The 24,094-nt window shown below is 61.2% G+C and carries 22 protein-coding genes; 11 read left to right on the top strand and 11 right to left on the bottom strand.

Annotation, left to right across the window (positions count from 1 at the left end):
- The first annotated feature begins 29 nt into the window (after positions 1-29).
- A complete protein-coding gene (locus RSF91_RS02530; protein ID WP_332566927.1) occupies positions 30-719 on the top strand; it encodes a heavy metal response regulator transcription factor in 690 nt (229 codons plus the stop codon).
- A gap of 8 nt (positions 720-727) precedes the next feature.
- Here RSF91_RS02530 and RSF91_RS02525 read toward each other — a convergent pair whose 3' ends face one another.
- On the bottom strand, positions 728-1,069 hold the full coding sequence (locus RSF91_RS02525; protein WP_332566926.1) for a DUF5713 family protein: 342 nt from the start codon (positions 1,067-1,069) through the stop codon (positions 728-730).
- A gap of 78 nt (positions 1,070-1,147) precedes the next feature.
- Between RSF91_RS02525 and RSF91_RS02520 the strand changes: the two genes are divergently transcribed.
- Together RSF91_RS02520 and RSF91_RS02515 are read left to right on the top strand one after the other, a co-directional pair.
- The gene (locus tag RSF91_RS02520) at positions 1,148-2,506 is read left to right on the top strand and encodes a heavy metal sensor histidine kinase (RefSeq protein ID WP_442878787.1); all 1,359 of its coding nucleotides are present in this window, start codon (positions 1,148-1,150) and stop codon (positions 2,504-2,506) included.
- 40 nt (positions 2,507-2,546) lie between these two features.
- Positions 2,547-2,978, top strand: a complete 432-nt coding sequence (locus tag RSF91_RS02515) for a hypothetical protein (RefSeq protein ID WP_332566924.1) — start codon at positions 2,547-2,549, stop codon at positions 2,976-2,978.
- 104 nt (positions 2,979-3,082) lie between these two features.
- Here the strand turns inward: RSF91_RS02515 and RSF91_RS02510 are convergent, their stop codons facing one another.
- Complete coding sequence (locus RSF91_RS02510) at positions 3,083-4,408, bottom strand: DUF445 domain-containing protein (protein WP_332566923.1); 1,326 nt, start codon at positions 4,406-4,408, stop codon at positions 3,083-3,085.
- A 153-nt stretch (positions 4,409-4,561) separates the two neighbouring features.
- On the opposite strand from RSF91_RS02510, the gene RSF91_RS02505 reads away from it, so the two are divergent.
- Positions 4,562-4,807: a DUF3297 family protein gene (locus RSF91_RS02505; protein WP_332566922.1), complete on the top strand. Its 246-nt coding sequence runs from the start codon at positions 4,562-4,564 to the stop codon at positions 4,805-4,807.
- A gap of 246 nt (positions 4,808-5,053) precedes the next feature.
- On the opposite strand, the gene hmpA is transcribed toward RSF91_RS02505, so the two are convergent.
- Complete coding sequence (gene hmpA, locus RSF91_RS02500; protein WP_332566921.1) at positions 5,054-6,232, bottom strand: NO-inducible flavohemoprotein; 1,179 nt, start codon at positions 6,230-6,232, stop codon at positions 5,054-5,056.
- Positions 6,233-6,391: 159 nt separating this feature from the next.
- Between hmpA and norR the strand changes: the two genes are divergently transcribed.
- On the top strand, positions 6,392-7,975 hold the full coding sequence (gene norR / locus RSF91_RS02495; RefSeq protein ID WP_332566920.1) for a nitric oxide reductase transcriptional regulator NorR: 1,584 nt from the start codon (positions 6,392-6,394) through the stop codon (positions 7,973-7,975).
- A 15-nt stretch (positions 7,976-7,990) separates the two neighbouring features.
- Here norR and RSF91_RS02490 read toward each other — a convergent pair whose 3' ends face one another.
- The 4 genes from RSF91_RS02490 to RSF91_RS02475 all read right to left on the bottom strand — a co-directional run bounded on the left by RSF91_RS02490 (position 7,991) and on the right by RSF91_RS02475 (position 14,818).
- The gene (locus tag RSF91_RS02490) at positions 7,991-8,401 is read right to left on the bottom strand and encodes an FKBP-type peptidyl-prolyl cis-trans isomerase (protein WP_099735479.1); all 411 of its coding nucleotides are present in this window, start codon (positions 8,399-8,401) and stop codon (positions 7,991-7,993) included.
- Between the two features lie 78 nt (positions 8,402-8,479).
- Entirely contained in the window at positions 8,480-9,628 is a 1,149-nt protein-coding gene (locus RSF91_RS02485) for an aminotransferase class V-fold PLP-dependent enzyme (RefSeq protein ID WP_332566919.1), read from the bottom strand.
- 223 nt (positions 9,629-9,851) lie between these two features.
- Positions 9,852-13,151, bottom strand: a complete 3,300-nt coding sequence (locus RSF91_RS02480) for an acetyl-CoA carboxylase family protein (protein ID WP_332566918.1) — start codon at positions 13,149-13,151, stop codon at positions 9,852-9,854.
- A 68-nt stretch (positions 13,152-13,219) separates the two neighbouring features.
- Positions 13,220-14,818 carry an AMP-binding protein gene (locus tag RSF91_RS02475; RefSeq protein ID WP_332566917.1) on the bottom strand — a complete coding sequence of 533 codons (1,599 nt, stop codon included), beginning with the start codon at positions 14,816-14,818 and terminating at the stop codon, positions 13,220-13,222.
- 165 nt (positions 14,819-14,983) lie between these two features.
- On the opposite strand from RSF91_RS02475, the gene RSF91_RS02470 reads away from it, so the two are divergent.
- Complete coding sequence (locus RSF91_RS02470) at positions 14,984-15,772, top strand: TetR/AcrR family transcriptional regulator (protein WP_332566916.1); 789 nt, start codon at positions 14,984-14,986, stop codon at positions 15,770-15,772.
- Positions 15,773-15,815: 43 nt separating this feature from the next.
- The gene (locus tag RSF91_RS02465; RefSeq protein ID WP_332566915.1) at positions 15,816-17,063 is read left to right on the top strand and encodes a branched-chain amino acid ABC transporter substrate-binding protein; all 1,248 of its coding nucleotides are present in this window, start codon (positions 15,816-15,818) and stop codon (positions 17,061-17,063) included.
- A 154-nt stretch (positions 17,064-17,217) separates the two neighbouring features.
- Here the strand turns inward: RSF91_RS02465 and RSF91_RS02460 are convergent, their stop codons facing one another.
- Entirely contained in the window at positions 17,218-17,940 is a 723-nt protein-coding gene (locus RSF91_RS02460) for a YggS family pyridoxal phosphate-dependent enzyme (RefSeq protein WP_332566914.1), read from the bottom strand.
- 37 nt (positions 17,941-17,977) lie between these two features.
- Here RSF91_RS02460 and RSF91_RS02455 point away from each other — a divergent pair, with 37 nt between their 5' ends.
- The 3 genes from RSF91_RS02455 to RSF91_RS02445 all read left to right on the top strand — a co-directional run bounded on the left by RSF91_RS02455 (position 17,978) and on the right by RSF91_RS02445 (position 21,329).
- On the top strand, positions 17,978-19,021 hold the full coding sequence (locus RSF91_RS02455; protein WP_099735472.1) for a type IV pilus twitching motility protein PilT: 1,044 nt from the start codon (positions 17,978-17,980) through the stop codon (positions 19,019-19,021).
- Positions 19,022-19,146: 125 nt separating this feature from the next.
- The gene (locus RSF91_RS02450) at positions 19,147-20,283 is read left to right on the top strand and encodes a PilT/PilU family type 4a pilus ATPase (protein WP_332566913.1); all 1,137 of its coding nucleotides are present in this window, start codon (positions 19,147-19,149) and stop codon (positions 20,281-20,283) included.
- Between the two features lie 137 nt (positions 20,284-20,420).
- Positions 20,421-21,329 carry an NAD(P)-dependent oxidoreductase gene (locus RSF91_RS02445; RefSeq protein WP_332566912.1) on the top strand — a complete coding sequence of 303 codons (909 nt, stop codon included), beginning with the start codon at positions 20,421-20,423 and terminating at the stop codon, positions 21,327-21,329.
- 64 nt (positions 21,330-21,393) lie between these two features.
- Here RSF91_RS02445 and RSF91_RS02440 read toward each other — a convergent pair whose 3' ends face one another.
- From RSF91_RS02440 to RSF91_RS02430, 3 genes are all read right to left on the bottom strand, one after another.
- A complete protein-coding gene (locus RSF91_RS02440; RefSeq protein WP_332566911.1) occupies positions 21,394-22,047 on the bottom strand; it encodes a BON domain-containing protein in 654 nt (217 codons plus the stop codon).
- A complete protein-coding gene (locus RSF91_RS02435) occupies positions 22,044-22,652 on the bottom strand; it encodes an SIS domain-containing protein (protein ID WP_099735469.1) in 609 nt (202 codons plus the stop codon). Before RSF91_RS02435 ends, RSF91_RS02440 begins: the two co-directional genes overlap by 4 nt.
- An 86-nt stretch (positions 22,653-22,738) precedes the next feature.
- Positions 22,739-23,155, bottom strand: coding sequence for a YraN family protein (locus RSF91_RS02430; RefSeq protein ID WP_332566910.1), 417 nt, complete (start codon positions 23,153-23,155; stop codon positions 22,739-22,741).
- Between RSF91_RS02430 and rsmI the strand changes: the two genes are divergently transcribed.
- Positions 23,155-24,087 (top strand): 16S rRNA (cytidine(1402)-2'-O)-methyltransferase, encoded by a 933-nt coding sequence (gene rsmI, locus RSF91_RS02425; protein ID WP_332566909.1) that lies wholly within the window; start codon positions 23,155-23,157, stop codon positions 24,085-24,087. The genes RSF91_RS02430 and rsmI overlap by 1 nt on opposite strands.
- The last annotated feature ends 7 nt before the right edge of the window (positions 24,088-24,094 follow it).

The raw sequence follows: 24,094 nt of genomic DNA, 5'->3' as shown, positions 1-24,094 counted from the left end.
ACTTGCCGACTTGCTCGACAATCTGCGTCATGAAGCTTCTAGTCATCGAGGACGAAACCAAGCTCGCCGAGTACCTGCAAAAAGGGCTGAGCGAGGAAGGCTTTGTGGTCGATACCGTCCACAACGGCATTGACGGCCTGCACCTGGCGACCGAGCAGCCCTATGACCTCATCATTCTGGATGGCATGCTGCCCGGCATCGACGGCCTAGCCGTGCTGGCTGCACTGCGCCAGTCACGGCAGACGCCCGTGCTCATGCTCACGGCCCGCGCACAGGTGGAAGATCGCGTCAAAGGCCTGCAGGGCGGCGCCGACGACTATCTGGTCAAGCCCTTTGCCTTCTCTGAATTGGTGGCCCGCATCCATGTGCTGCTGCGCCGGGGTCTGCAGACGCAAGCCACGCCAGAAGCCACGGTGCTGCGCATGGCCGATCTGGAGCTAGACCTGCTGCGCCACCGCGCCACCCGCGCTGGTCAGCGGCTGGAGCTGACGGCCAAAGAATTCAACCTGCTGAGCCTGCTGCTGCGCAGACAGGGCGAGGTGCTGTCGCGCACCGAGCTGGCATCGCAGGTCTGGGACATGAACTTTGACAGCGAAACCAATGTGGTCGAAGTCGCCGTACGCCGCCTGCGCCTCAAGCTTGATGCACCGTTTGCACTACCCCTGCTGCACACAGTGCGCGGCATGGGCTATGTGCTGGAGCTACGCCTGACGCCCTGAGCCAGCACTTACCAGTCGCGCGGTGCAATCAGCTCTTCGACATCGGCGCCGTCAAAGCCATAAGCATGGGCAATGGCTTTGAAATCCGTGCCTATGCAATCGCGCGCAGCGGTTTCGATTTCACTGCCTTGCTCGCCAAATTCCTCCTGCAGATCGTTGAAACGCTCGGTCGCGGCATGGGTCAGCGCATAGAGCTGCTCCAGGCTGGCAGGGTTTTGCTGCTCAATCTGCTGGCACAACTCCATCAGAATGTCTTCGCCCTTTTTCACCAATTCATTCGGGAAATAGGGGTCGCCATACATTTCGGCAAGAAAACGATAAGCGGCCATCTTCGGGTTATGCAGACTCATGAAAGCTCCTGGCAGATCAGAAAAATTGGGCCAGAGCATAGCAGCGCCAGATTTCAGCCATTGGACAAAGATCACACCGTGACATCCCACACCATTCCTCACCTTGGAAAACGCCTGTCCCGCTCTCTGGCTCTGCAAACCATGCTGGGCCTGGGTCTGGTCTGCGTCGCCGTGTACTGGGGCAGTCTGCTGGCATTGACGCTGCGCCAGCAGGAAAGTCTGGAACAGAAACAGGCGACAGTGACGCATCTGCTCCAGCAAGGCCGGGACAGCCACTCCGCCAGCGCCATGCAGCACATGCTGTCCGACTTTCTGACCGGACATGAGGACATGTCCATACGCGTCACCCAGCAGGACAACCAGCTGTTTTTTGAAAAGCTGAATCGACCACTGGACGATCGCCACAGCACACGACGCAGCTTTAGCGTTGAGCTGCCAGCCAGCGCTGCCAATCAGACGCCTCAAACCCTGCAGGTCTTGCTGCTGCTGGACCGCCGCCCCGACGATGCTTTGCTGCGCCAGCTGGCCTGGATTCTGGGTCTGGCCGCCGTGAGCAGCTCGCTACTGGTGTCCCTCACCAGCGCCTGGCTGGTGCGGCGCGGGTTGGCACCGCTGCATTCGCTGGTCGAGCAAACCCGGCAGCTGGGCGCACAAGACCTGAGCCGCGACTGGCAAAAACGGCTGGACGACAGCAATCAGCCGCAGGAGCTGCGCCCACTGATTGCCCAGTTCAACGCCCTGCTGGAGCGACTGGCCGTAGCCTACCGGCAGATGGAGGCCTTTAACGCCGATGTGGCCCATGAACTCAACACCCCGCTGACCACACTGATCAGCAGCTGCGAGCTGGCTCTGCGCAAGCCGCGCGATGCCGAGGAGCTGCGCGACATTCTGGCCTCCAACCTCGAAGACCTGCAGCGCATGGCAGGCATCGTGGCGGACATGCTGTTTCTCTCCCATGCCGATAGAGGCGAAAGCGCGCACCGCATTCAAGTCGCCAGCCTCGCCAGTCTGGCCGCCGAGGTGGTGGAATACCACGAGGCTGCCTTGCAGGAGGCTGGCCTGCAAGTGCGCGTTCTAGGCGATGCGCAGGCCCAGGTCGATGCCCGCCTGCTGCGCCGCGCGCTATCGAACCTGCTGGGCAATGCCACCCGCTACGCCACGCCTGGCAGCTGTATCGACGTACAGATCACCAGCCCCGATGCAGCCACGGTGACTCTGGCCGTGCAGAACCAAGGGCAGGCCATTGCCGCCGAGCACCTGCCCCGGTTGTTTGACCGCTTCTACCGCTCAGACAGCGCCCGAAGCCAGGCCGACCGCAACCATGGGCTGGGGCTGGCGATTGTGTCTGCCATTGCGCGCATGCACGGGGGGCAGGCGTTTGCAGAGTCTGGCGATGGCCTCACCCGCATAGGCCTGCACCTGCCCACGACAAGCTGAGCCAGCCTGCGGGAATTCATTGCCGGGGACAATACCGGCCATGTCCCAAGATCAAGACGCATCCAACTATCAGGCCCACCTACAGGCCGGCAACGCACTGGTGCAGCAAGCCCAGAAGGTTGCCACGCAAGACTTCGAGCAGGCCCGCGGCCTGTGGCAAGCCGCTGGCAAAGAGTTCTATCTGGCGCACAAGGCCGATATGGACGAGCCAGAAGCCGCTTTCCGCCTCGCTCAGGCCTGGATGGCCGAAGCCCATGCGCTGCAAAAAGAAGGCTCGAACAACGCCCAGGTCATGTGGGCCAACGCCGCCGCGCAGTGCGAACTGGCTTTTGACCTGGAGCCCGAAAACGGCCGCCTGGCCATGACCGCCGCCAGCTGCCACCTGTTTGCAGGCCAAAACGACGCCGCCAAGGCCTGGCAGCAAATCGGCAAACAGCTGCTGCCGCCAGAGCCTGCTGAAGAGCAGAAGTAAAAATACTTTATGGATAGCTTTCAGCGCTTTTATTCATTGGGTTTCAGGCGCATTAATGCACTAAACCCTTAATTAACAGGCGCTGACAGCTATCAAAAACTGAGTCACTCAAAAGACTGCATCGCGCTGCGCCACAAAATCCCGGCGTGCGAAAAAAGGAACAGCAGCAGTCCAATCGCCCCGCCCACCAGCGTGCCGTTGATGCGTATGTACTGCAAATCCTTGCCAATATGCGCCTCGATCAGCTCTGAGAGCTGCTCCGCATCCCAGCGTTTGACGGTGTCTGCAATATGCTGGCCGATGAACTTCGACACATCGGGGGCCAGCGTCGTCGCCCAGCGTTTCAGGCGCTCGTTCATCGAGACTCTCAGCGCCTCGTCATGCGCCAGCGCCTGCCCCAGCCAGCGCCCCATCACGGCGGCACGCCGCGCAAGGGCTGAGTTTTCGTCGGCCAGATCACGCTCAAGACGGGCGCGCCAGCCCGCCCACAGCTCGCGCAGGTAGGCGGCGAGCTTCTCGTCGTGCAGCAGATAGTTACGCAGCTTTTCCACGCGCTCGGCATAGGCCGGATCATTTTGCAGCCCCTCAATCAGCCGTTGCACCGAGCCATCAAACGCCTCGCGCAGGCGGTGGTCAGGGTTGTGCGCCACATCTTGCAGCAGGCTATCCAGCGCGCTGGCGATCAGGGCCGCGCCCTTGTCGCTGAGCCAGTCCGTGGGCAGCATTTTTTCCTTGATCGGGTGCTCGCGCTTGAGCCAGACCACGATAGTCTGCGCAATCAGCACATGGGTCTGCTCTTTTTGCAGCACGCGGCTAATGCGGGCCAGCACATCGTCCAGTACCTCCTGATGGCGGCCGCCCGCCGTCAGCCCCGACAGCAGCGAAGCCGCAGTGCGCGACAGATCGACATGCGCCATCACGGCCTTGAGCGACTGGGTCAGAAACTTCTCGACCTGCTTGTCCTGCACCAGCTCCAGCGCAGCCAGCGCCAGCCGCGCCACCTGCTTGCCCAATAGCTGATTGTTCGCGGGTGCCGTCAGCCAGTCGGCCAGCGCCTGTGCAGGGTTATGGCGCTCGATCAGCGCTACCAGCGATGGCGCATCCAAAAACTTGTCGCGCACAAACACGGCCAGGTTCTCGCCAATGCGATCTTTGTTGCGCGGAATGATGGCCGTGTGCCGCCCCACCAGCGGCAGCGGTATGCGCCGAAACAGGGCCGAGACGGCAAACCAGTCGGCCAGCGCGCCCACCATGGCGGCCTCGCAGATGGCGCGCAGGCACACCAGCCACAGCGGCACGGCCTGCCCGGCAATGCCCCAGCGTGCGCCAGCCAGCGCCGTAGCGACGAATCCAGCGGTCACCAGCAGCAGCAAAATCAGCGGCAACCGCTTGGCGTGTTGCAATGACAGGCGTTGTTCTTGGGTCAGCATGAACGCCAGCATAGGCGAGTCAGGCGCTCTCGCCTATGCCGGCGGCCCCGATCAGCGGTCGTCGCCTGTCTTACACAATTGCGTCAGTCCAAGGCAGGCTTTTGCAAATACACCGAAAATGGCCCCCTTGTATTTCCTGAATTTCGAAAAATCATGACCGACGCCATCCGCCCAGAACTGCCTGACCACCTGTCCATCGACCCCCGCAGCCCCCACCATGTGGCCGCCGTGTTCGAGCACGACATCGGCATCCGCTTCAACGGCAAGGACCGCTTTGACGTGGAGGAATACTGCGTCAGCGAAGGCTGGGTCAAGATCCCTCACGCCAAGGCCATCGACCGCAAGGGCAAGCCTCTGCTGATCAAGATCAAGGGCACGGTCGAGGCGTACTACCGCTAAGCCCCCTGAGGCGCTTTCGCGCCTTTCCCCTCTCTCTTCGGGAGGGGGCAACATCCTCGCTGCGGGGCGGCCCTTGCTCAATGTCTCTGATTGGGTAATCGCCCAATTCAAAGCGCAATGAGCCAAGTCGCCGCCTCAATAAAAAGAGCTGCTTGCGCTCGATTGATATGGGTTTCAGATGCTTTATGCACTGAAAACCATCAATACCATGCGCTAGCAGCTCTTTTTTAATGAGCAATCAGCCGATCAGACCAGTGCTTCGGCGGGGCCAAAGAACTCGTAATGCACCTGCGCATCAGGCACGCCTAAAGTGCTCAGCGATTGCTTGACGCTGCGCATAAAGCCACGCGGGCCCAGGAAGTAGACGTCTGCATCACGCGACTCTGGCAGCCACTCGCCCAACTGCTCGGTGCTCAGCAGGCCTTGCGCATCCACCTCGTCGCCAGCCACTGCGGCATCGTAGCAATAGCGGCGCGTGAGCTGGCTGTGGGACGCTGCCAGCGCATCAATCTTCTCGCGGAAGGCGTGCACACCGCGATCGCGTGCGCAGTGGATAAAGGTGATTTCGCGGCCCGTGGGCAGCGCGGCCTGCAGCATGGGCAGGGTGGGCGTGATGCCCACTCCGCCGCTGATCAGCACCAGCGGCTTGGCATTGCTTTGCAGCGTAAAGTGGCCTGCGGGAGGGAACAGCTCCAGCGTATCGCCCACGTGAACGCTGTCATGCAGATAGCTGGAGACCTTGCCGCCCGCCTCGCGCTTGACGCTGATGCGGTAGCTCTTGCCATTGCTGGCCGCCGACAGCGAGTAGTTGCGGCGCTGCTCCACGCCGTCCACCACCGCGTGCAGGCCGATGTACTGGCCGGGCTGGTGGGTGATGACCGCACCGCCATCCACGGGCTCCAGATAAAACGAGGTAATCTCGGCCGATTCGGCTTGTTTTTGCACCAGCTTGAAGGCGCGCGCACCGCGCCAGCCACCTTCGGCCGCTGCAGTCTGCTCGTACACCGCGCGCTCTGCGCCAATCAAAATATCGGCCAGCTGCTGATAGGCGGCAGCCCAGGCGGCAATCACCTCATCCGTCGCAATCTCGGCGCCCAGCACCTCGCGAATGGCACGCAGCAGGCAGGCGCCCACCACCGGGTAATGCTCAGCCTGCACCTGCAGCGCCACATGCTTGTTGATGATTTGCGCGGGCAGGCTGCCCAGGTTTTCCAGACGGTCAATGTTCTTGGCGTACATCAGCACGCTGTTCGCCAGCGCGCGCGGCTGGGCACCGCTTTGCTGGTGCGCCTGATTGAACAGCGGGCGCACTTCTGGGTGCTCGGCCAGCATGATTTGGTAGAAATGGGTGGTCAGCGCCTCGCCGCCGGTTTCCAGCAGTGGTACGGTGGCTTTGACAATCTCGCGTTGACGTTCGGTAAGCATGCAAATCTCCTGATGAGGTCCTTGCCAGCTGCAAGGTTTGACTGAATCAATGCAAGCTGCATGCCAGTTTAAAGACCATTACAAAACAATGGCTTACAAAAATATGAGTCAATATGACATCAAATAAAAGAAGTCTTATTGACACCAATTGATGTCGTTATGACAACATCCCACATCCTCAATGCCGTCAGCCCGCTGATTGCCGATCTGGCCCAGGACCTGAGCGAACGCGAACGCCTGCGCCGCCTGCTGGCCGCGCTGCGCAATCTGCTGCCCGCCGATGCCGTCGCCCTGCTCAAACTTGAGGGCGAATGGCTGCACCCCATGGCGATTGATGGCCTGATGCCCGATACGCTGGGCCGCCGCTTTCGTCTGGCCGAGCACCCGCGCTTTGCCCAGTTGCTGGCCGCCGGTCAGGCCACGCGCTTTGAGCCGGACAGCCCCCTGCCCGACCCCTACGACGGTCTGATCGCCCACAAAGGCCAGACGATTACCGAGCTGCATGTACACGACTGCATGGGCTGCGTGTTGCAGCTAGGCGGCATGCCCTGGGGCCTGCTGACGCTGGATGCGCTGGAGCCCGGCCGCTTTGCCGACCCGGCGGCGCTGGCCATGCTGCAGGCCTTCAGCAATCTGGCAGCGGCCACCGTGGCCACGGCCGAACGCGTGCACCAGCTGTCTCAGCTGGCACGCGGTGCCAGCAATACCGCAAGCACCTCTGCAGCGCCTGAACGCGGCTTGCAGGGCTCAAGCCCTGCCATGCGCCAGCTGCAAAAAGACATAGCACTGGTCGCAGCCAGCGATCTCAGCGTGCTCATCACCGGGGAAACCGGCACCGGCAAAGAACTGGTGGCACAGGCCGTACACGCCCAGTCAGGGCGCGCGGGCAAGCCCATGATTAGCATCAACTGCGCGGCCCTGCCCGACAACTTGGTGGAAAGCGAGCTGTTCGGCCATGTGCGCGGGGCCTTTACCGGCGCACTGACCGAGCGCAGCGGCAAGTTCGAGCAGGCACATCAGGGCACGCTGTTTCTCGATGAAGTGGGTGAGCTTTCGCTGCCCGTGCAGGCCAAGCTGCTGCGCGTGCTGCAAAGCGGGCAGCTGCAGCGCCTGGGCTCGGACCGGGAGCACCATGTCGATGTGCGCGTGATTGCGGCCACCAACCGCGATCTGGCGTCGGAAGTCAGCGCCGGGCGCATGCGCGCGGACTTCTATCACCGACTCAACGTCTACCCGCTCAACGTGCCGCCGCTGCGCGAGCGTGACAGCGATGTGCTGCAACTGGCCGGATACTTTCTCGAAGAGAACCGCTCGCGACTCAAGCTGGGCGGCCTGCGGCTGGAAGCCACTGCGCAAGCGGCTCTGCTGAACCACCGCTGGGCAGGCAATGTGCGCGAGCTGGAGCATTTGATCAGCCGCGCCGTGCTCAAGGCATTAAGCCGCAACGATGGCAGCGCTGGCCGCGCCAGTAGCAGGCTGCGCATTGTGACCCTGGGGGTGGCCGACCTCTGGGACCAACCAGAAGCCACGGTGGCTACAACTGCGCCACAGGCCCCAGTCACTCAATTGCTACCCGCACCAGAAGTGGGTCTGCGCGATGCAGTCACCACCTACGAGCGCGAGCTGGTCAATGCCAGTCTGGCGCGCCATCATGGCAGCTGGGCTGCAGCGGCGCGCGAGCTTCAAATCGACCGCGCCAATCTGCAGCGGCTGGCCAAACGGCTGGACATCGCCAGACCGTGAATTCAAAGCCGCAGATCAGCGGCCCTGAATGCCCAGCAATTCCACATCAAAGTTCAGCGTGGCATTGGGCGGCACGGCGCGGCCTGCGCCTCGGGCACCGTAGGCAATCCCTGGTGGGCAGGTGAGCTTGGCCTTGCCGCCGACCTTCATTTTCTGCACGCCCTCCGTCCAGCAGGGGATCACGCCGCTGAGCGGAAACTCAATCGGCTGCTGGCGCGCGTAGGAGCTGTCGAACTCTTTGCCGGTATCGGGAAAGTAACCACGGTAATGCACCTTGACGGTGTCCGTTGCCTTGGGGCTGGGGCCGCTGCCCTCGACCTTGCTGTCATAAATCAGGCCGCTGGCGGTGGTGACCGGCGTAGCCTGAGCGGCTGCGCCAGCAACCATGGCAAACAAGACACAGAGAGCGGATGCTGCTTTTTTCATAGGTATGGGCTGTAACAACAAAGCCCCGACTGTAGTACGAAGCGGGGCTTTGCAGATTTCATTGCCGCAGTGCGGCGCTTAATTCGGGGCGGCGGGAATGCCAATATCATCGAGCGCCTTGGAGAGGTGGCCCACCGTGCGATCGGGGTCATGCCACTTTTCCAGCCCGAACAAGCCGATGCGGAAGCTCTTGAAATCTGGCCCTTCATCGCACTGCAGCGGCACGCCAGAAGCCGTCTGCAAGCCCACCGTCAGAAAGGCTCGGCTGCTTTGAATTTCGGGGTCGGTGGTGTAGCTGACCACCACGCCGGGGGCTTTGTACCCATCCATCGCCACGCTGGGGAAGCCGCGTGATTCCAGCAGCGCGCGCACCTTGCGGCCCAGCTCGATTTGCTCTTCACGCACCTTGGCAAAGCCGTATTCACGCGTCTCCAGCATCACATCGCGCAGGCGCAGCAAGGCATCGGTGGGCATGGTGGTGTGATAGGCGTGCTGGCCTTTTTCATAGCCCTCGGCAATCAGCATCCACTTCTTCAGATCGCAAGAGAAGCTGGAGCTTTGCGTGTGCTCAATCGCTTCGCGGGCACGCGCGGACAGCATCACCATGGCGCAGCAGGGCGAGCTGCTCCAGCCTTTTTGCGGTGCCGAGATCAGCACGTCCACACCGGTCTTTTCCATGTCCACCCACATGGCACCCGAGGCCACACAGTCCAGCACAAACAGCGCGCCCACCTCGTGAGCAGCATCCGCCACGGTACGCAGATAGTCATCGGGCAGCATGATGCCGCTGGCGGTTTCCACATGCGGAGCGAACACCACCTTGGGGCGCTCGACGCGAATAGTTTCCGCCACATCGGCGGCGGGGCAAGGTGCCCAGGGATCCTGACTGCCCTCGCCCTGCTTACGTGCCTTGCAGACCACGGAGCCGCCGCCCAGGCCCGCATCGGCGTCGAAAATCTGCGTCCAGCGATAGCTGAACCAGCCGTTGCGCACGATGAGCACCTTCTCACGATTGGCAAACTGGCGCGCCACGGCTTCCATGCCGAAGGTGCCGCTGCCGGGGATCAGCACGGCCGTATTGGCGTGATAAACCTCTTTGAGCGTGGCCAGCACATCCCGCATCACACCCACAAATTTCTTGGACATGTGGTTGAGCGCTCTGTCGGTATAGACCACCGAAAACTCGAGCAGGCCATCGGGATCAACATCGGTCAAAAGTCCAGGCATGAAATATCTCCAGTCGCAAGAGCGGTAGCAGTCAAAAGTGCCCGTCACAGCCACCTTGGCGGTCAGGCAATTTCGGCAAGACTTTCAGCTTAGCATGAGGCTGAATATGGTTTTCTGTATAGAGAAAATATCAAAAACAGGAGCTACAAGCGCCTTATACATAAGCGCTAGAAGCTGATTTCATATTCAATCTCAAACGCTGAGCCAGCGAAAATCTCAGCGTTTACCATGTGTCCACAAACGCCCCTTGGCTCTCACGCAGCTGTGCACCGGCCAGAGCGCGCACCAGCCAGTGACGGGTGTCCGCGGGGTCGATGACGGCATCAATCTCCAGCGTGGCAGCCATGTGCATGGCCTCGCCGTGTGCGTATTGCTGGGCCAGCAGTTTCTGAAACAGTGCATCGCGCTGCGCCCCCTCGGGCATGGCTTCCAGCTCCTTGCGAAAACCCAGTCGCACCGCACCTTCCAGCCCCATGGCACCAAACTCTCCGGTAGGCCAGGCCACGTTGAAGACAGGCGCATGAAAGCTGCCCGCTGTCATGCCCATAGCTCCCAGCCCATAACCCTTGCGCAGCACCACGCTGAAGTAGGGCACGCGCAGCTTGGCAGCCGTCACGAACAAGCGGCTGACATGGCGCACCTGGGCCGTCTTTTCAATCTCAGGCCCCACCATGAAGCCGGGCGTATCCACCAGACTGATGATGGGAAGGCCATGCGCATTGCACAGCTGCATAAAGCGCGCGGCCTTGTCTGCGGCATCGGCATCAATCGCGCCGCCCAGGTGGCCGGGGTTGTTGGCCATCAACGCAACGGGCCGCCCTTCAATACGCGCCAAGGCGGTGTGAATGCCCAGGCCAAAGCCGGTGCGCAGCATGAGCAGACTGCCCTCATCCACCAGCCCAACCATGGCGGCGCGTGTGTCGTAAGCGCGCAAGCGATTTTCGGGCACCACATGGCGTAAATGGCGCTGATCAGGCGCTGACCATTGCGCGCTGCTGCGGCCCTGAAAAAATGACAGATAGTGGCGCGCTGCGGCCACGGCCTGCACTTCGTCTTCCACCAGAATATCGATCACGCCATTGGCATGCTGCACGCTGCTGGGGCCGACTTCTTCGGGCTTGAAAACGCCCAGCCCTCCACCCTCGATCATGGCTGGCCCGCCCATGCCGATGGTGCTGGAACGCGTGGCAATAATCACATCGCTGCAACCCAGCAGCGCCGCGTTACCCGCAAAGCAGCGGCCATGCGTAATGCCAATCACCGGCACCTGCCCCGAGAGGGCTGCATAGGCCGCAAACGTGTGGACATGCAGGCCCGCCACCACGGGCGTATCGGTATCGCCAGGGCGGCCACCGCCGCCTTCGGCAAACAGCACTACGGGCAATTTTTGCTGCAGGGCAATGCCCAGCATGCGATCGGTCTTGGCGTGATTGCGCGCACCCTGCGTGCCGGCCAGCACCGTAGCGTCATACGACATGACAACGGCTAGCGATTTCTCTTCGCCAAACTGCTGGCCATTGATGGAACCAATGCCTGTCACCATGCCGTCTGCGGGCGTGTTGGCGACCAGATCGTCAATGCTGCGGCGGCGTGTTTGCGCAGCAATGGCCAGCGCGCCGTATTCGATAAAACTGCCTTCATCACACAGGTCTGCAATATTCTCGCGGGCGCTGCGGCTGCCCTGTGCGTGGCGCTTGGCCATGGCATCGGGCCGCGCGGCATCCAGCGTGAAGGCATGGCGATCTTTCACGCGCTGCAGGTCGGCACGAATGTCATCAGGGTCCAGCACCTGCTGCTGCACCTCAGCGTGGGCGGCATCGCCCTGCGCATCGCCCTGCACCAGCAGCGCCTGACCCTGCACCACATAGCTGCCGGGCTCTGCCAGCAATTCCTTCACCACACCTGCAGTCTGTGCAAACAGCACATGCTGCATCTTCATGGCTTCCAGAATGCCTAGCTCTGCGCCCTTGGCCACCACATCACCAGCGGCTACAGCCCATTGCACGACTCTGGCAGGCATGGGTGCCAGCACTGCATTTTCAGGAGCTTCTTGCGCTTGATTTGATTGGGCTTCAGCCGCTTTCAGCACTGAATTCTTTTGAGGATTGACACTAGCAGCTATTTTTTCAGAAGCATCTACCAGCTGCGGCAAGACTTCTTCCAGCCAGCGCGTATGCACGGACTGGCTGTGCATTTCGGGCCGCTCTGCCAGCGCCTGCAACAGCGGCAGGTTGGTGTCAAAACCGGCAATGCGGCACTCGGCAAGCGCACGCTGCGAGCGACGCAGCACATCCGCAAAGCGCGGGGCATTGCTGTGCACGATGAGCTTGGCCAGCAAGGTGTCGTAATGCGGCGATGGGCTGGCGCCCTGCTGCGCATGGCTGTCGATGCGAATGCCCGGCCCTTGCGGCCAGTGCAGCTCAGCAATGCGGCCGCTGCCGGGGTGGGCGTTGCCTTGCGCGTCCAGCGTTTCGGCATTAATGCGCCACTGCATGGCGTAGCCGCGTGGCTGCGGTGGCTGATTCACGTTCAGACCCAGATCAGCAAAGTGATCATCCGCAGCAATTCGAATCTGCGCCTGAACCAAGTCGACACCAAAGACCTCTTCGGTAATGGTGTGCTCCACCTGCAGGCGCGGGTTGGCCTCGATGAACACATAGGGCAAGGTCTGCGACTGCAGATCGACCAGAAATTCGAAGGTTCCGAGGCTCTCGTAGCGCAGCTGCGCCGCCATGCGCAGCGCATCTTGCGTGATGCGTTCACGCAGCGGCTGCGGCAGGCTGGGGCTGGGCGCAATCTCCACCAGCTTTTGAAAGCGGCGCTGCAGCGTGCATTCTCGCTCGCCCAGCGCCATAGGCCATTCGCTGCCGTCGCCCAGCAGCTGAATCTCGATATGGCGTGCGCCCGTCATCAGGCGTTCTACATACACACCGTCCACACCAAACGCCGCTTTTGCCTCGCTGCGGCAGCGCTCATAGGCGGCGGCCACATCAGCAGCCTGATTCACCGCCCGCATACCGCGCCCGCCGCCACCGCCAATGGCTTTGATCATGATGCCGCTGGCCCCATCGGCCTGCTGCTGGGCAAAGAACTGCTGGGCCTGTGCAAGCGTCACCGCCTCGGTGCTGCCCGGCATCAAAGGCACGCCGCATTGCTGCGCCAGAGCGCGGGCTCTGGCCTTGTCGCCCAGCAATGCCAGTTGCTCTGGTGTGGGGCCGATAAAGCGCACACCGGCGGCAGCACAAGCCAGCGCGAAGTCTGCGTTTTCGCTCAAAAAACCGTAGCCAGGGTGCAGCGCATCGCAGCCCTGCGCCTGCGCTATCTGCAGCAGATGTGCGCCATCCAGATAGGCCGATGGGCCGCTGGCGCCCAATGCAACGGCAGCGTCAGCGGCCTGCACATGGGGAGCCTGCGCATCATCTTGCGCATAGACCGCGAGGCTGGGCATTCCCAGTTCCTGCAAGGTGCGGATGATGCGCAAGGCGATTTCACCGCGGTTGGCGATCAGGACTTTTTCAAACATAGAACTCTCGTTTTAATAGCTTTTAGCGCATGCCCATCAAGGGCTTGAGGCATTTTTCACTCGAAACATCAAGGAATATCGCGCAGCAAGCGGCGCAGCACTTTTCCCGCGCCTGTGGCGGGTAGCGCCTCAATAAAACGCACCTCACGCGGAGCCTTGTAAGTCGCCATATTTTCTTTGGCCCAGGCCAGAAGCGCATCGGCTTCCAGACTCTGGCCAGGCTTGCGCACGATGAAGGCACGCACCACTTCGCCCTTCTGCGCATCGGCCACGCCAAGCACAGCGGCCTGCGCAATGGCGGGGTGCTTGATCAAAATGGTTTCCACCTCTTCTGGAAAGACGCTGTAGCCCGAGACCTTGATCATTTCCTTGAAGCGGCCGATGAAGGTGAGGTAGCCGTCTTCATCAAACTTGCCCATGTCGCCGGTGTAGACCCAGCCGTCCTTGAGCGTCTTGGCCGTGGCTTCGGGCTTGTTCCAGTAGCCCTTGAAATTGCCCGGTCCGCGAATGATGATTTCCCCCACTTCACCGGGCGGCAGTTGCGCGCTGGTTTCGGGGTCGATGACGCGAATTTCATTGCCCGGTGCAGGCTTGCCGTGGGTGCCCCAGCGAATGGCATCGCCGGGCATGAAAGTGTCCATGGTGTGCGTTTCAGATAGGCCGTAAGCCGCTTCGCTTGAGATGGCGTTGGGCGTAAAGCGCTTCCATTGCTCGGCCAGAGCCTGTGTATAAGTAATGCCAAAGCTGGTGACGGTGTTGCGGCGCAGCGCATTGAAGTCCATCTGCTCGACGCCGGGCACCTGCATCAGCGCCACGTTCATGGGTGCAATGCTGTACCACCAGGTCACCCGGTAACGCTCAAGCGCCTGCGCCACAGCCAGTGGATCAAAGCGGTGCAGCAGCACGCAGGGCGCGCCTGAGTGCACGGGCATGTTGACGCCCATGGACATACCGGCAATGTGATAGAGCGGCGCCACGGCCAGCAACACATCCTGATCGCTCACACCCGTCACCGTCGATGCACCGGCGGTCTTGTACGCCGCCGCGCCAAAGCTCAGCATTGCGCCCTTGGGCAGGCCGGTAGTGCCCGAGGTATAGGTCATTAACGCCACGTCATCCATGCTGACGGCGACAGGCTGGGGCTTTGCGCCGCTGTGCATGACCGCCCAGAACGATTCCACATGGGCGGGCAATTCCTGCGCAGGCACTTGCAACTCTGGCGGCAGGGGCAGCGTGGTTTGCGCAGGTAGCCAGTCGCCATAGCGCACGGCCAGCACATGCTCAATCGCCGTGGTGCTGCGCACCTTGTCGACCACGGGCAGCAAGCCATCCGCGGCGATGATGATGCGCGCCCGCAAATCGTTGAGCTGGTATTCCAGCTCATGCTCTTTGTTCAGCGGCCCGCAGGGGCAGACGATGGCCCCGATTTTCTGCACAGCGTAGTGCGCGACGATGTACTGCGGGCAGTTGTTCATGAACAGCGCCACCGGTTCACCTTTTTGCACGCCCAGCTGCTGCAGGTGCGCTGCCACGGCATCGCTGGCCTCATCCACCTGCCGCCAGCTGATGTGCTGGCCGTACCAGATATAGGCAACGCGTTCGGGGTGCTTGCGCGCATTGCGGCGCAGGGCCTCATGCAAGGGGATGAGGGTCTCGGATTCAGCCATGGTTTGTCTCCTGGGTGTCTCGTGAAAACCGAGGCGTGGTGCGCTTTTCGCGTCATCTCAGGGATAGCCTTAGGCCGATTCCCGCCCCGATGTCTTGCCAATGTATACCTGCCGGTAGAACAATACTACCCATCGGTATAACGAACGTGACACACGGAAACCCGCATGGCTACCGCCCCCAGAAAAACAAAGAAATCGCTCGCTCCAGCCGTCGCTGCACCTGTGGCTCCGAGGGGTCGCCAGAAGCTTCAAACCGCCGGTTCTGACGAGAAGCGCGAGCGCATTCTGAAAGCCGCCGAAGCGCTGTTTGACCGCTACGGCTACGCCAGCACCACCATTGAGCAGATCGTGCAGGCGCTGGGCGTGACCAAGCCTTTTGTGTACTATTACTTTCGCAACAAGCAGGAGATTTTTGAGACCCTGTGCTGGGCACCGACCGAGGCCTGTTTTACGGTGTTGGACTTTGCGGCAGACGACCCGCGCCCAGCGCATGAAAAAGCGATTGACGGCCTGCAACGCCTGATTGCGGCCACCATTGCGCATTACCCGGCGGGCTTTTTTCCGTACCGCGAACCACAGGCCTTCAGCCCCGCCTACCTCAAGGCTTCTCGCGATGTGGCGCAGCAGTTTTACCAACAGTTTTGCACCTTGCTTGAAGAGGGCCGCGCCAGCGGACATTTTGATTTTCGCGATGCCCGCATCACGGCGCAGGCCGCCTGCAGCCTACCTGGCTTTCTCTACAACTGGTACCAGCCAAACGGCAAACTCGGCCCCGCCGAAATGGTGGTGGAACTGACCGATCTCGCATCACGCGTGCTGGGGCTGCGCAGCAGCGCAGCACTTGCCCCGACCTCTTCCCATAAACGCAGCACAAGCAAGCCATCGCCAGCCGCCAAAGAGCCCCCGTCCAAGCGCCGCAAGAGCGCCCCATCCCCCAGCAGCACCGCCGCATAAGTGAACGGCTACGGCGCAATTCCACTCTCTGGAGACAACCACCATGTCAGTTCGTTTTTCAGCCATTGCACTGGCTGCCAGCCTTTGCGCTGGCGCCGTTTCTGCCCAGACGGCAGAGCCGTTCAAAATTGCCTTTATCGACCCGCTCTCTGGCCCGTTTGCCAACGTGGGCGAAGTGATGCGAAACCATGTGCTGTATGCGGTGGACGATGTCAACGCCAAGGGTGGGCTCTACAACGGCTCTAAATTTCAGCTGCTGCAGTTCGACAGCAAGCTCTCCGCTCAGGAAAGCCAGAGCGCGCTGCAAGCCGCCATTGATCAGGGCGCGCGCGTGGTGGTGACGGGTGGCTCTGGCTCGCCCGTCGTCACAGCACTGGTGCAGGCCGCATCGCGCTACAACCAGCGCAATCCGGGCAAGGAGGTGCTGATCCTCAACCACTCATCAATTGACCCGGAGCTGACGGGCAAGTCCTGCAGCTTCTGGCATTTCATGTTTGACGCCAACACGGCCATGCGCATGCAGGCGATTGCCAACTACATCAAGACCCAGCCAGAGATAAAGAAAGTTTTTCTGCTCAATCAGGACTATGCCCACGGCAAGCAATGGGCCAGCTTTGGCCGCAGCATGGTGGGCAAGGCAAGGCCAGAGATTCGGTTCGTGGGCGAAACCCTGCACCCCATGGGCCGCATCAAGGACTTCGCACCCTATGTGGCCAAGATGAAGGAGGTCAGCACCGACTCCGTCATCACTGGCAACTGGGGGCAGGACATGACGCTGCTGCTCAAGTCCGCAGGCGACTCCGGCTACAACCTGCGCTATTTCAACCATAGCGCGGGTGGCTTTCCGGGCACCGTGACTTCCATCTCTCAGGCCAAGATCGGCCAGGTGACCTGGGTCGCCGAATGGCACCCCGGCATGGCTGACCGCGCGCAGGCCGATGCCCGCGCCAAGGAATACAAGGCCAAGATGAATCAGGACTTTCTGGCCCCGCGCATGGACCTGGTGCCGCGCATGCTGGCCGCTGCCATGGCCAAAGCCCAGTCCACCGAGTCCGTCAAAATCGCCAAGGCCCTGGAAGACATGCAGATGGACACCGTCTTCGGGCCAGTCAAGATGCGCGGCAAAGATCACCAGTTGCTGCTGCCTCAGGTGGTCAACACCATCGCGCCCGTGGATGGGAAACTGGTCAAAACCGGCTGGGAAGGAACCAACTACGGCTTCAGAACCGACGCCGTCTATTCCGCCCAGCAGCTTGATCTACCGACCGAGTGCCAGATGAAGCGGCCTTAACCACAATCTCCTGTGCGCTATGGCATGGTCTCAGCGGTCTGATACCGGCGCGGACCAAATCAGAGACACCGAGGAAGGGCCGCCCCGCACCGAGGGTGTCGTCCCCCTACCCTAGCGCGAAGCGCGTAGAGCGAGGGGGAAGCCGCTACGCGGCTCAGGGGGTGTAGCTCCGCGCACCAAACACTCCGCTCCCCACCCGCACCATCGTACTGCCCGCTGCCACAGCTGCCTCCAGATCACCCGTCATACCCATGGACAGGGTGTCAAAGCGCTCCAGCCCCGGCAAACCACTGACCTTGACAGCATCAAAAATGGCTGTAGCCCTTTGATGGAGAGCGCGTTGCGCTTCAAAATCAGGAGTGTTATCAGGAATGCTCATAATGCCGCGCAGCACCAGATTGGGCAGTTTCACAATGGCTTCAGCCAGCGCCAGCGCATCCCCAGCCATCACGCCCGACTTGGTGGGCCCGCCATCCACATTGACCTGAATGCAGATATTGAGCGGTGCCATGCCCTCGGGGCGCTGGGCCGACAGGCGCTCGGCAATCTTGAGCCGGTCCACGGTCTGGGCCCAGTCGAAGTTCTCAGCCACCAGCCGTGTCTTATTGCTTTGCATGGGGCCAATGCAGTGCCATTGCAAGGCTTCTGCGCCAGACAGTTGCATGGCGCGCACAGCGGCAATCTTTTCGACCGCCTCCTGTATATAGTTCTCACCAAAGCTGCGCTGACCGGCCAGCACCGCCTCGCGTACGGCATCTGCGCCAAAAGTTTTGGAAACGGCCAGCAGCTGCACCGATGTCACGGGTCGGTTTGCCTGAGCGCAAGCTGCAGCCATACGGGCATGAATCTGCCCCAGATTGTTTTCAATCGTCGTCATAATTGGCGCCAGAGTATCAAACAAGAGAGGGATCTCCGTGGATATCACGCAATTGCTGGCATTCAGTGTCAAGAACAAAGCTTCGGACTTGCATTTGTCGGCAGGCTTGCCGCCCATGATTCGCGTGCACGGCGATGTGCGCCGCATCAACATCGACCCGCTGGATCACAAGACCGTGCACGCCATGGTCTACGACATCATGAGCGATGCGCAGCGCAAGCAGTACGAAGAGTTTCTGGAGGTGGACTTTTCCTTCGAGATTGAAGGGCTGGCACGTTTCCGTGTGAACGCGTTCAACCAGAACCGAGGCTCCGCAGCCGTCTTTCGTACCATTCCCAGCAAGATTCTGACGCTGGAGCAGCTGAACGCCCCCAAGATTTTTGGCGACCTGGCCTTGAAGCCACGTGGCTTGGTGCTGGTGACCGGCCCTACAGGTTCGGGCAAGTCCACCACGCTGGCGGCCATGGTTAACTTTCTGAATGAAACCGAGTACGGCCACATTCTGACGGTGGAAGACCCCATCGAATTTGTCCATGAGTCCAAGAAATGCCTGATCAACCAGCGTGAAGTCGGCCCGATGACGCTGTCCTTCGCGGCAGCGCTCAAGTCTGCGCTGCGTGAAGATCCGGACGCGATTCTGGTCGGTGAAATGCGTGACCTGGAAACCATTCGTCTGGCCATGACGGCGGCCGAAACCGGTCACCTGGTGTTTGGCACGCTGCACACCTCGTCTGCCGCCAAGACCATCGACCGTATCATCGACGTCTTCCCCGCCGAAGAAAAAGAAATGGTTCGCGCCATGCTGTCCGAATCACTGCAAGCCGTGATCTCGCAGACGCTGTGCAAGACCAAGGACGGCCAGGGCCGCGTAGCCGCGCACGAGATCATGCTGGGCACGCCCGCGATCCGTAACTTGATCCGCGAGGCCAAGGTGGCGCAGATGTACTCCACCATCCAGACCAGCCAGAACGTGGGCATGCAGACGCTGGACCAGAACCTGACCGACCTGGTGCGCCGCAACCTGATCAGCCCGGCCGAGGCACGCAGCAAGGCCAAGATTCCTGAGAACTTCCCTGGATAACCCATTACCCCCTGAGCGGCTTTGCCGCTTCCCCCAAGGGGGACGACGCCCTCGCCGCGAGGCGGCTCTTGCTCGGCGTCTCTCACTTGGCTCATGCCAATTTGACGCCGAATCAAGGAGTGTTCATGGAACGCGATCAGGCCAGTAAATTCATCAACGATCTGCTCAAGCTCATGGTCAGCCGCAACGGCAGTGACCTGTTCATCACGGCAGAGTTTCCGCCGGCCATCAAGATTGATGGCAAGGTCACCAAGGTCTCGCCTCAGCCACTGACGCAGCTGCACACTTTGGCTCTGGCACGCTCCATCATGAGTGACAAGCAGGTGGCGGACTTCGAGCACACCAAGGAGTGCAACTTCGCCATCTCGCCCGCTGGCGTGGGCCGCTTCCGGGTCAACGCCTTTGTGCAGCAGGGCAAGGTTGGCATGGTGCTGCGTACCATTCCCACGACCCTGCCAACGATTGATGGACTGGGCGTGCCGCAGGTGCTCAAGGAAGTGACCATGACCAAGCGCGGCCTGTGCATCATGGTCGGCGCGACGGGCTCGGGTAAATCCACCACGCTGGCCGCCATGGTGGACTGGCGCAATGAGAACTCCTTTGGCCACATCATCACGATCGAAGACCCCGTGGAATTTGTGCACCCGCACAAGAACTGCGTAGTCACCCAGCGCGAAGTGGGGCTGGATACCGAGAGCTGGGAAGCCGCGCTGAAGAACACGCTGCGCCAGGCCCCCGACGTGATTCTGATGGGCGAGATTCGTGACCGCGAGACCATGGAGCATGCCGTGGCCTTTGCCGAAACCGGTCACTTGTGCCTTGCCACGCTGCACGCCAACAGCGCCAACCAGGCGCTGGACCGTATCGTCAACTTCTTCCCTGAAGAGCGCCGCCCGCAGCTGCTGATGGATTTGTCGCTGAACCTTCGCGCACTGGTCTCCCAGCGCCTGCTCCCCAAGCAGGACAGCAAGGGCCGCGTGGCAGCGATTGAAGTGATGCTCAACTCGCCGCTGATTGCCGATCTGATCTTCAAGGGCGAGGTCGCCGAGATCAAAGAAATCATGAAGAAGAGCCGCAACATCGGCATGCAGACCTTTGACCAGGCGCTGTTTGACCTGTTTGAGGCTAATCTCGTCACCTACGAAGATGCGCTGCGCAATGCTGACTCGGTCAACGATTTGCGCCTGCAGATCAAGCTGAACAGCCAGCGCGCCCGTACGCTGGATCTGGCCGCTGGTACGGAGCACTTGACGATTGTGTAACCCCCTGAGGCACTGCGCGCCTCAGGACAGCCTTTACTTCGGGGCGGCCCTTGTTACGGGCCGAGCCTGACTTCAAGCCTGCGCGCAGTACGATGGGCGACTGGTTCTCCCAGCCGCCAAGTATTCAAGGACTTCTCATGACCGCCTCCATCACCTCCCGCAGCTACAACCCAGCGCCCTCCACCAAGGTCGCATTTCTGGGCCTGGGCGTCATGGGCTACTCCATGGCAGGGCATCTGGCCATGGCGGGCCATCAAGTCACAGCCTACAACCGCACAGCCACCAAGGCTCAGGCGTGGGCCGAGGAATTTCCCAGCGGCCATCAGGCTGCCACGCCGCGCGAAGCCGTCAAAGGCGCGCGCATGGTGTTCTGCTGCGTGGGCAATGACGATGACCTGCGCGCCATTGTGCTGGGCGACGATGGCGCTTTTGCGGGCATGGAGCCCGGAGCCATCTTTGTAGACCACACCACAGCCTCAGCGCAGATCGCACGCGAGCTCTATACCGAAGCGCAAAAGCGCGGCCTGCACTTTATTGATGCACCCGTCTCGGGTGGTCAGGCTGGAGCCGTCAACGGCCAGCTCACCGTCATGTGCGGCGGCGATCAGGCGGTGTTTGATCAGGTCGCACCCGTGGCCGATGCGTTCTCGCGCGCCTTTACCTATATGGGTGAATGCGGCAGCGGCCAGCTCACCAAGATGGTCAACCAGATCTGCGTGGCCGGTCTGGTGCAGGCACTGTCTGAAGCCATTGCCTTTGGTCTGCGCGCCGATCTGGATGTGGAGAAGGTGCTCGATGTCATCGGCAAGGGGGCCGCTCAGAGCTGGCAACTCGACAACCGCGGCAAGACCATGGCCGTTGGCAAGTTTGACTTTGGTTTTGCCGTGGACTGGATGCGCAAGGATCTGGGCCTTGTACTGCAAGAAGCCCAGCGCAACGGCGCCCGCCTGCCCGTCACAGCGCTGGTGGACCAGTTTTATGCCGATGTGCAGGCCATGGGCGGAAGCCGCTGGGATACATCGAGCCTGATTCAGCGTCTGCGATAAGCCATTCTTCTCCATGAAAAAAGCCGGACTCAGATCCGGCTTTTTTATTGAAGGCCAAAGCGCATCAGTTGAAGCTGGCCTTGTCCTCGGTCACGGGAGCCGCCTTGGGCGTCATGGATGCCAGTTCATCTTCAGAGATGACTTCAAACAGTCGCACCACCTTGGTGACGTCATTGACACCACGCGCGATCTCGGCCGCACGCTTGGATTCACGTGGGGTGACGATGCCCATAAGGTAGACCACATTGTTCTCAGTCACGACCTTGATGGCCGATGAGGTGATGTCCTTGGCATTGACCAGACTGGCCTTGACCTGGCCGGTAATCATGGTGTCCTTGGAGCGCTGGCCCAGCGTGGCCGTGAAGGGAGCGACTTCGATCTCGTTATAGACCTGACGCACGGTGGCTTGCTCGCGCACCAGTTTTTCAATCGTGGCCTTGTCCGTGGCGTTGCCAGCCTGCCCCGTCAGCAGCACCATGCGATTGTAGCTGGTGACGCTGACACGGGCCTTATCGCCCATCACCTCACTCACCCGGTTGCCTGCGCGCAGCTCGATACCCTGATCTTCCACTTGCGTGCCTGTTGTGCGGCGATCAACTGCCGACATGCCAGCCACGGCAGCACCGCCACCCACCAAGGCAACGCAGCCACTCAAAGCGCCGCCCAGTGCGGCTACGGTCAAGGCGGCACATGCCACACGGGTCCACTGCAACTTCATAAAGGCATCTCCTGGTCACCAAGCAATTGAGAGTCCACACCATCAGCCAGACAGTGCAATATCAAAGTATGGGCTTCACGCACGCGGGCACCACGGTCATGGGGCACGCAGATCAGTACATCGGTCTCGCGCACCACCGTTGCCAGATTGCCGCCTGTGCGACCTGTCAGCACCACGGCCATCATGTCGCGCTCATGGGCAGCCTCCAGTGCGTCCTGCACTGCCACGTCGTTGCCCGTCACGGACATGACCAGCAGCAGGTCGCCGGGCTGGCCCAGCGCACGCACCTGGCGCGCCAGATACTGGGTGGCATTGCCGCCCGAGCCTGTCGTGCCCACGGAGCCCAGCAGGCCTCCGTCTGACGTCAAAGCCAGCGCAGCCAGCTCGGGGCGGTCGCGCTCAAACCCTGTGACACACAGGGAGGCAAATAATTGGGCATCGCTGGCCGAAACGCCTGCGCCACAAGCCAGAACCTTGCCGCCGCCGGTCACGCAGGCCAGCATGGCCTGTACGGCAAAAGCGATAGGTTGGCTCAGCGCTTGGGCGGCCTGGTACTTCAGGTCGGCACTGTCGATGAAATGCTGTTGGATTCGTTGCTCTAGCATGGAGGCCCGATGATACCTGCCAGCTGTTATCTCTTTGCTAGCAAACCGTTATTTACGCACCAGTGTTGCGCGCAAATTGTGACGAACTACATCGCATCGAAGGCTGCCTTAAGCCATTCAATCGCTGCAGGGCGGCCCGAACTGTCTACCAGCACCACATCAAAACGACACGGAGGTGGTGCCGCCAGCCTCATCAGGTAATGCTGGGCGGCCAGCACAATGCGCTGCTGCTTGGCATGACCAATGCTGGCACCAGCGCCACCAAAGCGGTCGGTATTGCGACTTCTGACCTCTACAAACACCAAAGACCCGTCACGGTCACGCACGATCAGATCGATTTCACCGCCGCCACGGCCCGGCGTCCGATAATTGCGATCAACGAGCTTCAAGCCCTGCGCCTGCAAATAGGCCAGCGCCACATCTTCGGCCAACTGGCCACGCGCGGTGGTGTTATTCACAGGTTTGACGGCAGGCCTTTGTGGCCGCTTTCCAAGGAAATCCATTGACTACCTCTTTCGCCTCTGCACTGACTGCCGCACATGAAGCGGCCGCTTCCCAGCATTATCCGCAGGGAGCCCTGTATGTGGTGGCGACGCCCATCGGCAATCTGGCAGACATCAGCCTGCGCGCTCTGCATGTGCTGCAAATGGTGGACTGCATTGCCTGCGAAGACACCCGCCACACACAAGGCATGCTGCGCAGCTATGGCATCGATCGCCCCGGCAGCCAGCTGCTGGCCGTGCACCAGCACAACGAGGCAGAGGCAGCGCAGCAGGTTATCAGCCGCCTGCAGCAGGGCCAGCGCGTTGCCTATGTCAGCGATGCCGGCACACCCGGCGTTAGCGACCCCGGCGCACGCCTGTGCGCAGCGTTGCAGGTCGTCGGCCTGCGCAGCATTCCGCTGCCTGGTGCCAGCAGCGTGACGTCTGCTATCAGCGTGGCTGGCGCGGTGACGCCTGGACAAGGTGAAAACGGTTTTCTGTTTGCCGGTTTTCTGCCCACCAAGAATGCAGAGCGTCTGTCTGCCGTGCAAAAACTGGCGGACGAGCCGCGCTGCACGGTGCTGCTAGAGGCACCACACCGCATCATCGACATGGCACAGGCTCTGTCGCTGCTGGGCGATCGCCCCGTCACACTGGCGCGCGAGATCACCAAGCAGTTTGAAGACATTGCCACCATGCCAGCGAGCGAGCTGGTCAGCTGGCTGCAGGCCTCGCCTCAGCGCGTAAAGGGTGAATTCGCCATCGTGCTGCACCCTGTTGCCCTGCAGCAGGGCGAAGGTCTGGACTCTGAAGCCGAGCGTGTACTCAAGCTACTGCTGGCAGAGCTGCCCACCAAAGCTGCCGTCAAGCTGGCCACCGAAATTACCGGAGCCAGCCGCAACACGCTGTATGACCGTGCGCTGGAACTCAAGCGCGCCGCCGAAGAAGAATAAGTATCAA

This window comes from Comamonas sp., from assembly GCF_036643215.1.
GTDB lineage: Bacteria > Pseudomonadota > Gammaproteobacteria > Burkholderiales > Burkholderiaceae_C > Comamonas.
This window is presented reverse-complemented; position numbering and strand designations above follow the sequence as displayed.

Coding starts and splice junctions, on each gene's coding strand:
- RSF91_RS02445 (WP_332566912.1), top strand. CDS start 20,421: ATGACCGCCTCCATCACCTCCCGCAGCTACAACCCAGCGCCCTCCACC.
- RSF91_RS02515 (WP_332566924.1), top strand. CDS start 2,547: ATGTCCCAAGATCAAGACGCATCCAACTATCAGGCCCACCTACAGGCC.
- RSF91_RS02530 (WP_332566927.1), top strand. CDS start 30: ATGAAGCTTCTAGTCATCGAGGACGAAACCAAGCTCGCCGAGTACCTG.
- RSF91_RS02505 (WP_332566922.1), top strand. CDS start 4,562: ATGACCGACGCCATCCGCCCAGAACTGCCTGACCACCTGTCCATCGAC.
- RSF91_RS02450 (WP_332566913.1), top strand. CDS start 19,147: ATGGAACGCGATCAGGCCAGTAAATTCATCAACGATCTGCTCAAGCTC.
- RSF91_RS02435 (WP_099735469.1), bottom strand. CDS start 22,652: ATGCTAGAGCAACGAATCCAACAGCATTTCATCGACAGTGCCGACCTG.
- norR (WP_332566920.1), top strand. CDS start 6,392: ATGACAACATCCCACATCCTCAATGCCGTCAGCCCGCTGATTGCCGAT.
- RSF91_RS02510 (WP_332566923.1), bottom strand. CDS start 4,408: ATGCTGACCCAAGAACAACGCCTGTCATTGCAACACGCCAAGCGGTTG.
- RSF91_RS02460 (WP_332566914.1), bottom strand. CDS start 17,940: ATGACGACGATTGAAAACAATCTGGGGCAGATTCATGCCCGTATGGCT.
- RSF91_RS02480 (WP_332566918.1), bottom strand. CDS start 13,151: ATGTTTGAAAAAGTCCTGATCGCCAACCGCGGTGAAATCGCCTTGCGC.
- RSF91_RS02525 (WP_332566926.1), bottom strand. CDS start 1,069: ATGAGTCTGCATAACCCGAAGATGGCCGCTTATCGTTTTCTTGCCGAA.
- RSF91_RS02470 (WP_332566916.1), top strand. CDS start 14,984: ATGGCTACCGCCCCCAGAAAAACAAAGAAATCGCTCGCTCCAGCCGTC.
- RSF91_RS02490 (WP_099735479.1), bottom strand. CDS start 8,401: ATGAAAAAAGCAGCATCCGCTCTCTGTGTCTTGTTTGCCATGGTTGCT.
- RSF91_RS02485 (WP_332566919.1), bottom strand. CDS start 9,628: ATGCCTGGACTTTTGACCGATGTTGATCCCGATGGCCTGCTCGAGTTT.
- RSF91_RS02465 (WP_332566915.1), top strand. CDS start 15,816: ATGTCAGTTCGTTTTTCAGCCATTGCACTGGCTGCCAGCCTTTGCGCT.
- RSF91_RS02430 (WP_332566910.1), bottom strand. CDS start 23,155: ATGGATTTCCTTGGAAAGCGGCCACAAAGGCCTGCCGTCAAACCTGTG.
- hmpA (WP_332566921.1), bottom strand. CDS start 6,232: ATGCTTACCGAACGTCAACGCGAGATTGTCAAAGCCACCGTACCACTG.
- RSF91_RS02475 (WP_332566917.1), bottom strand. CDS start 14,818: ATGGCTGAATCCGAGACCCTCATCCCCTTGCATGAGGCCCTGCGCCGC.
- RSF91_RS02440 (WP_332566911.1), bottom strand. CDS start 22,047: ATGAAGTTGCAGTGGACCCGTGTGGCATGTGCCGCCTTGACCGTAGCC.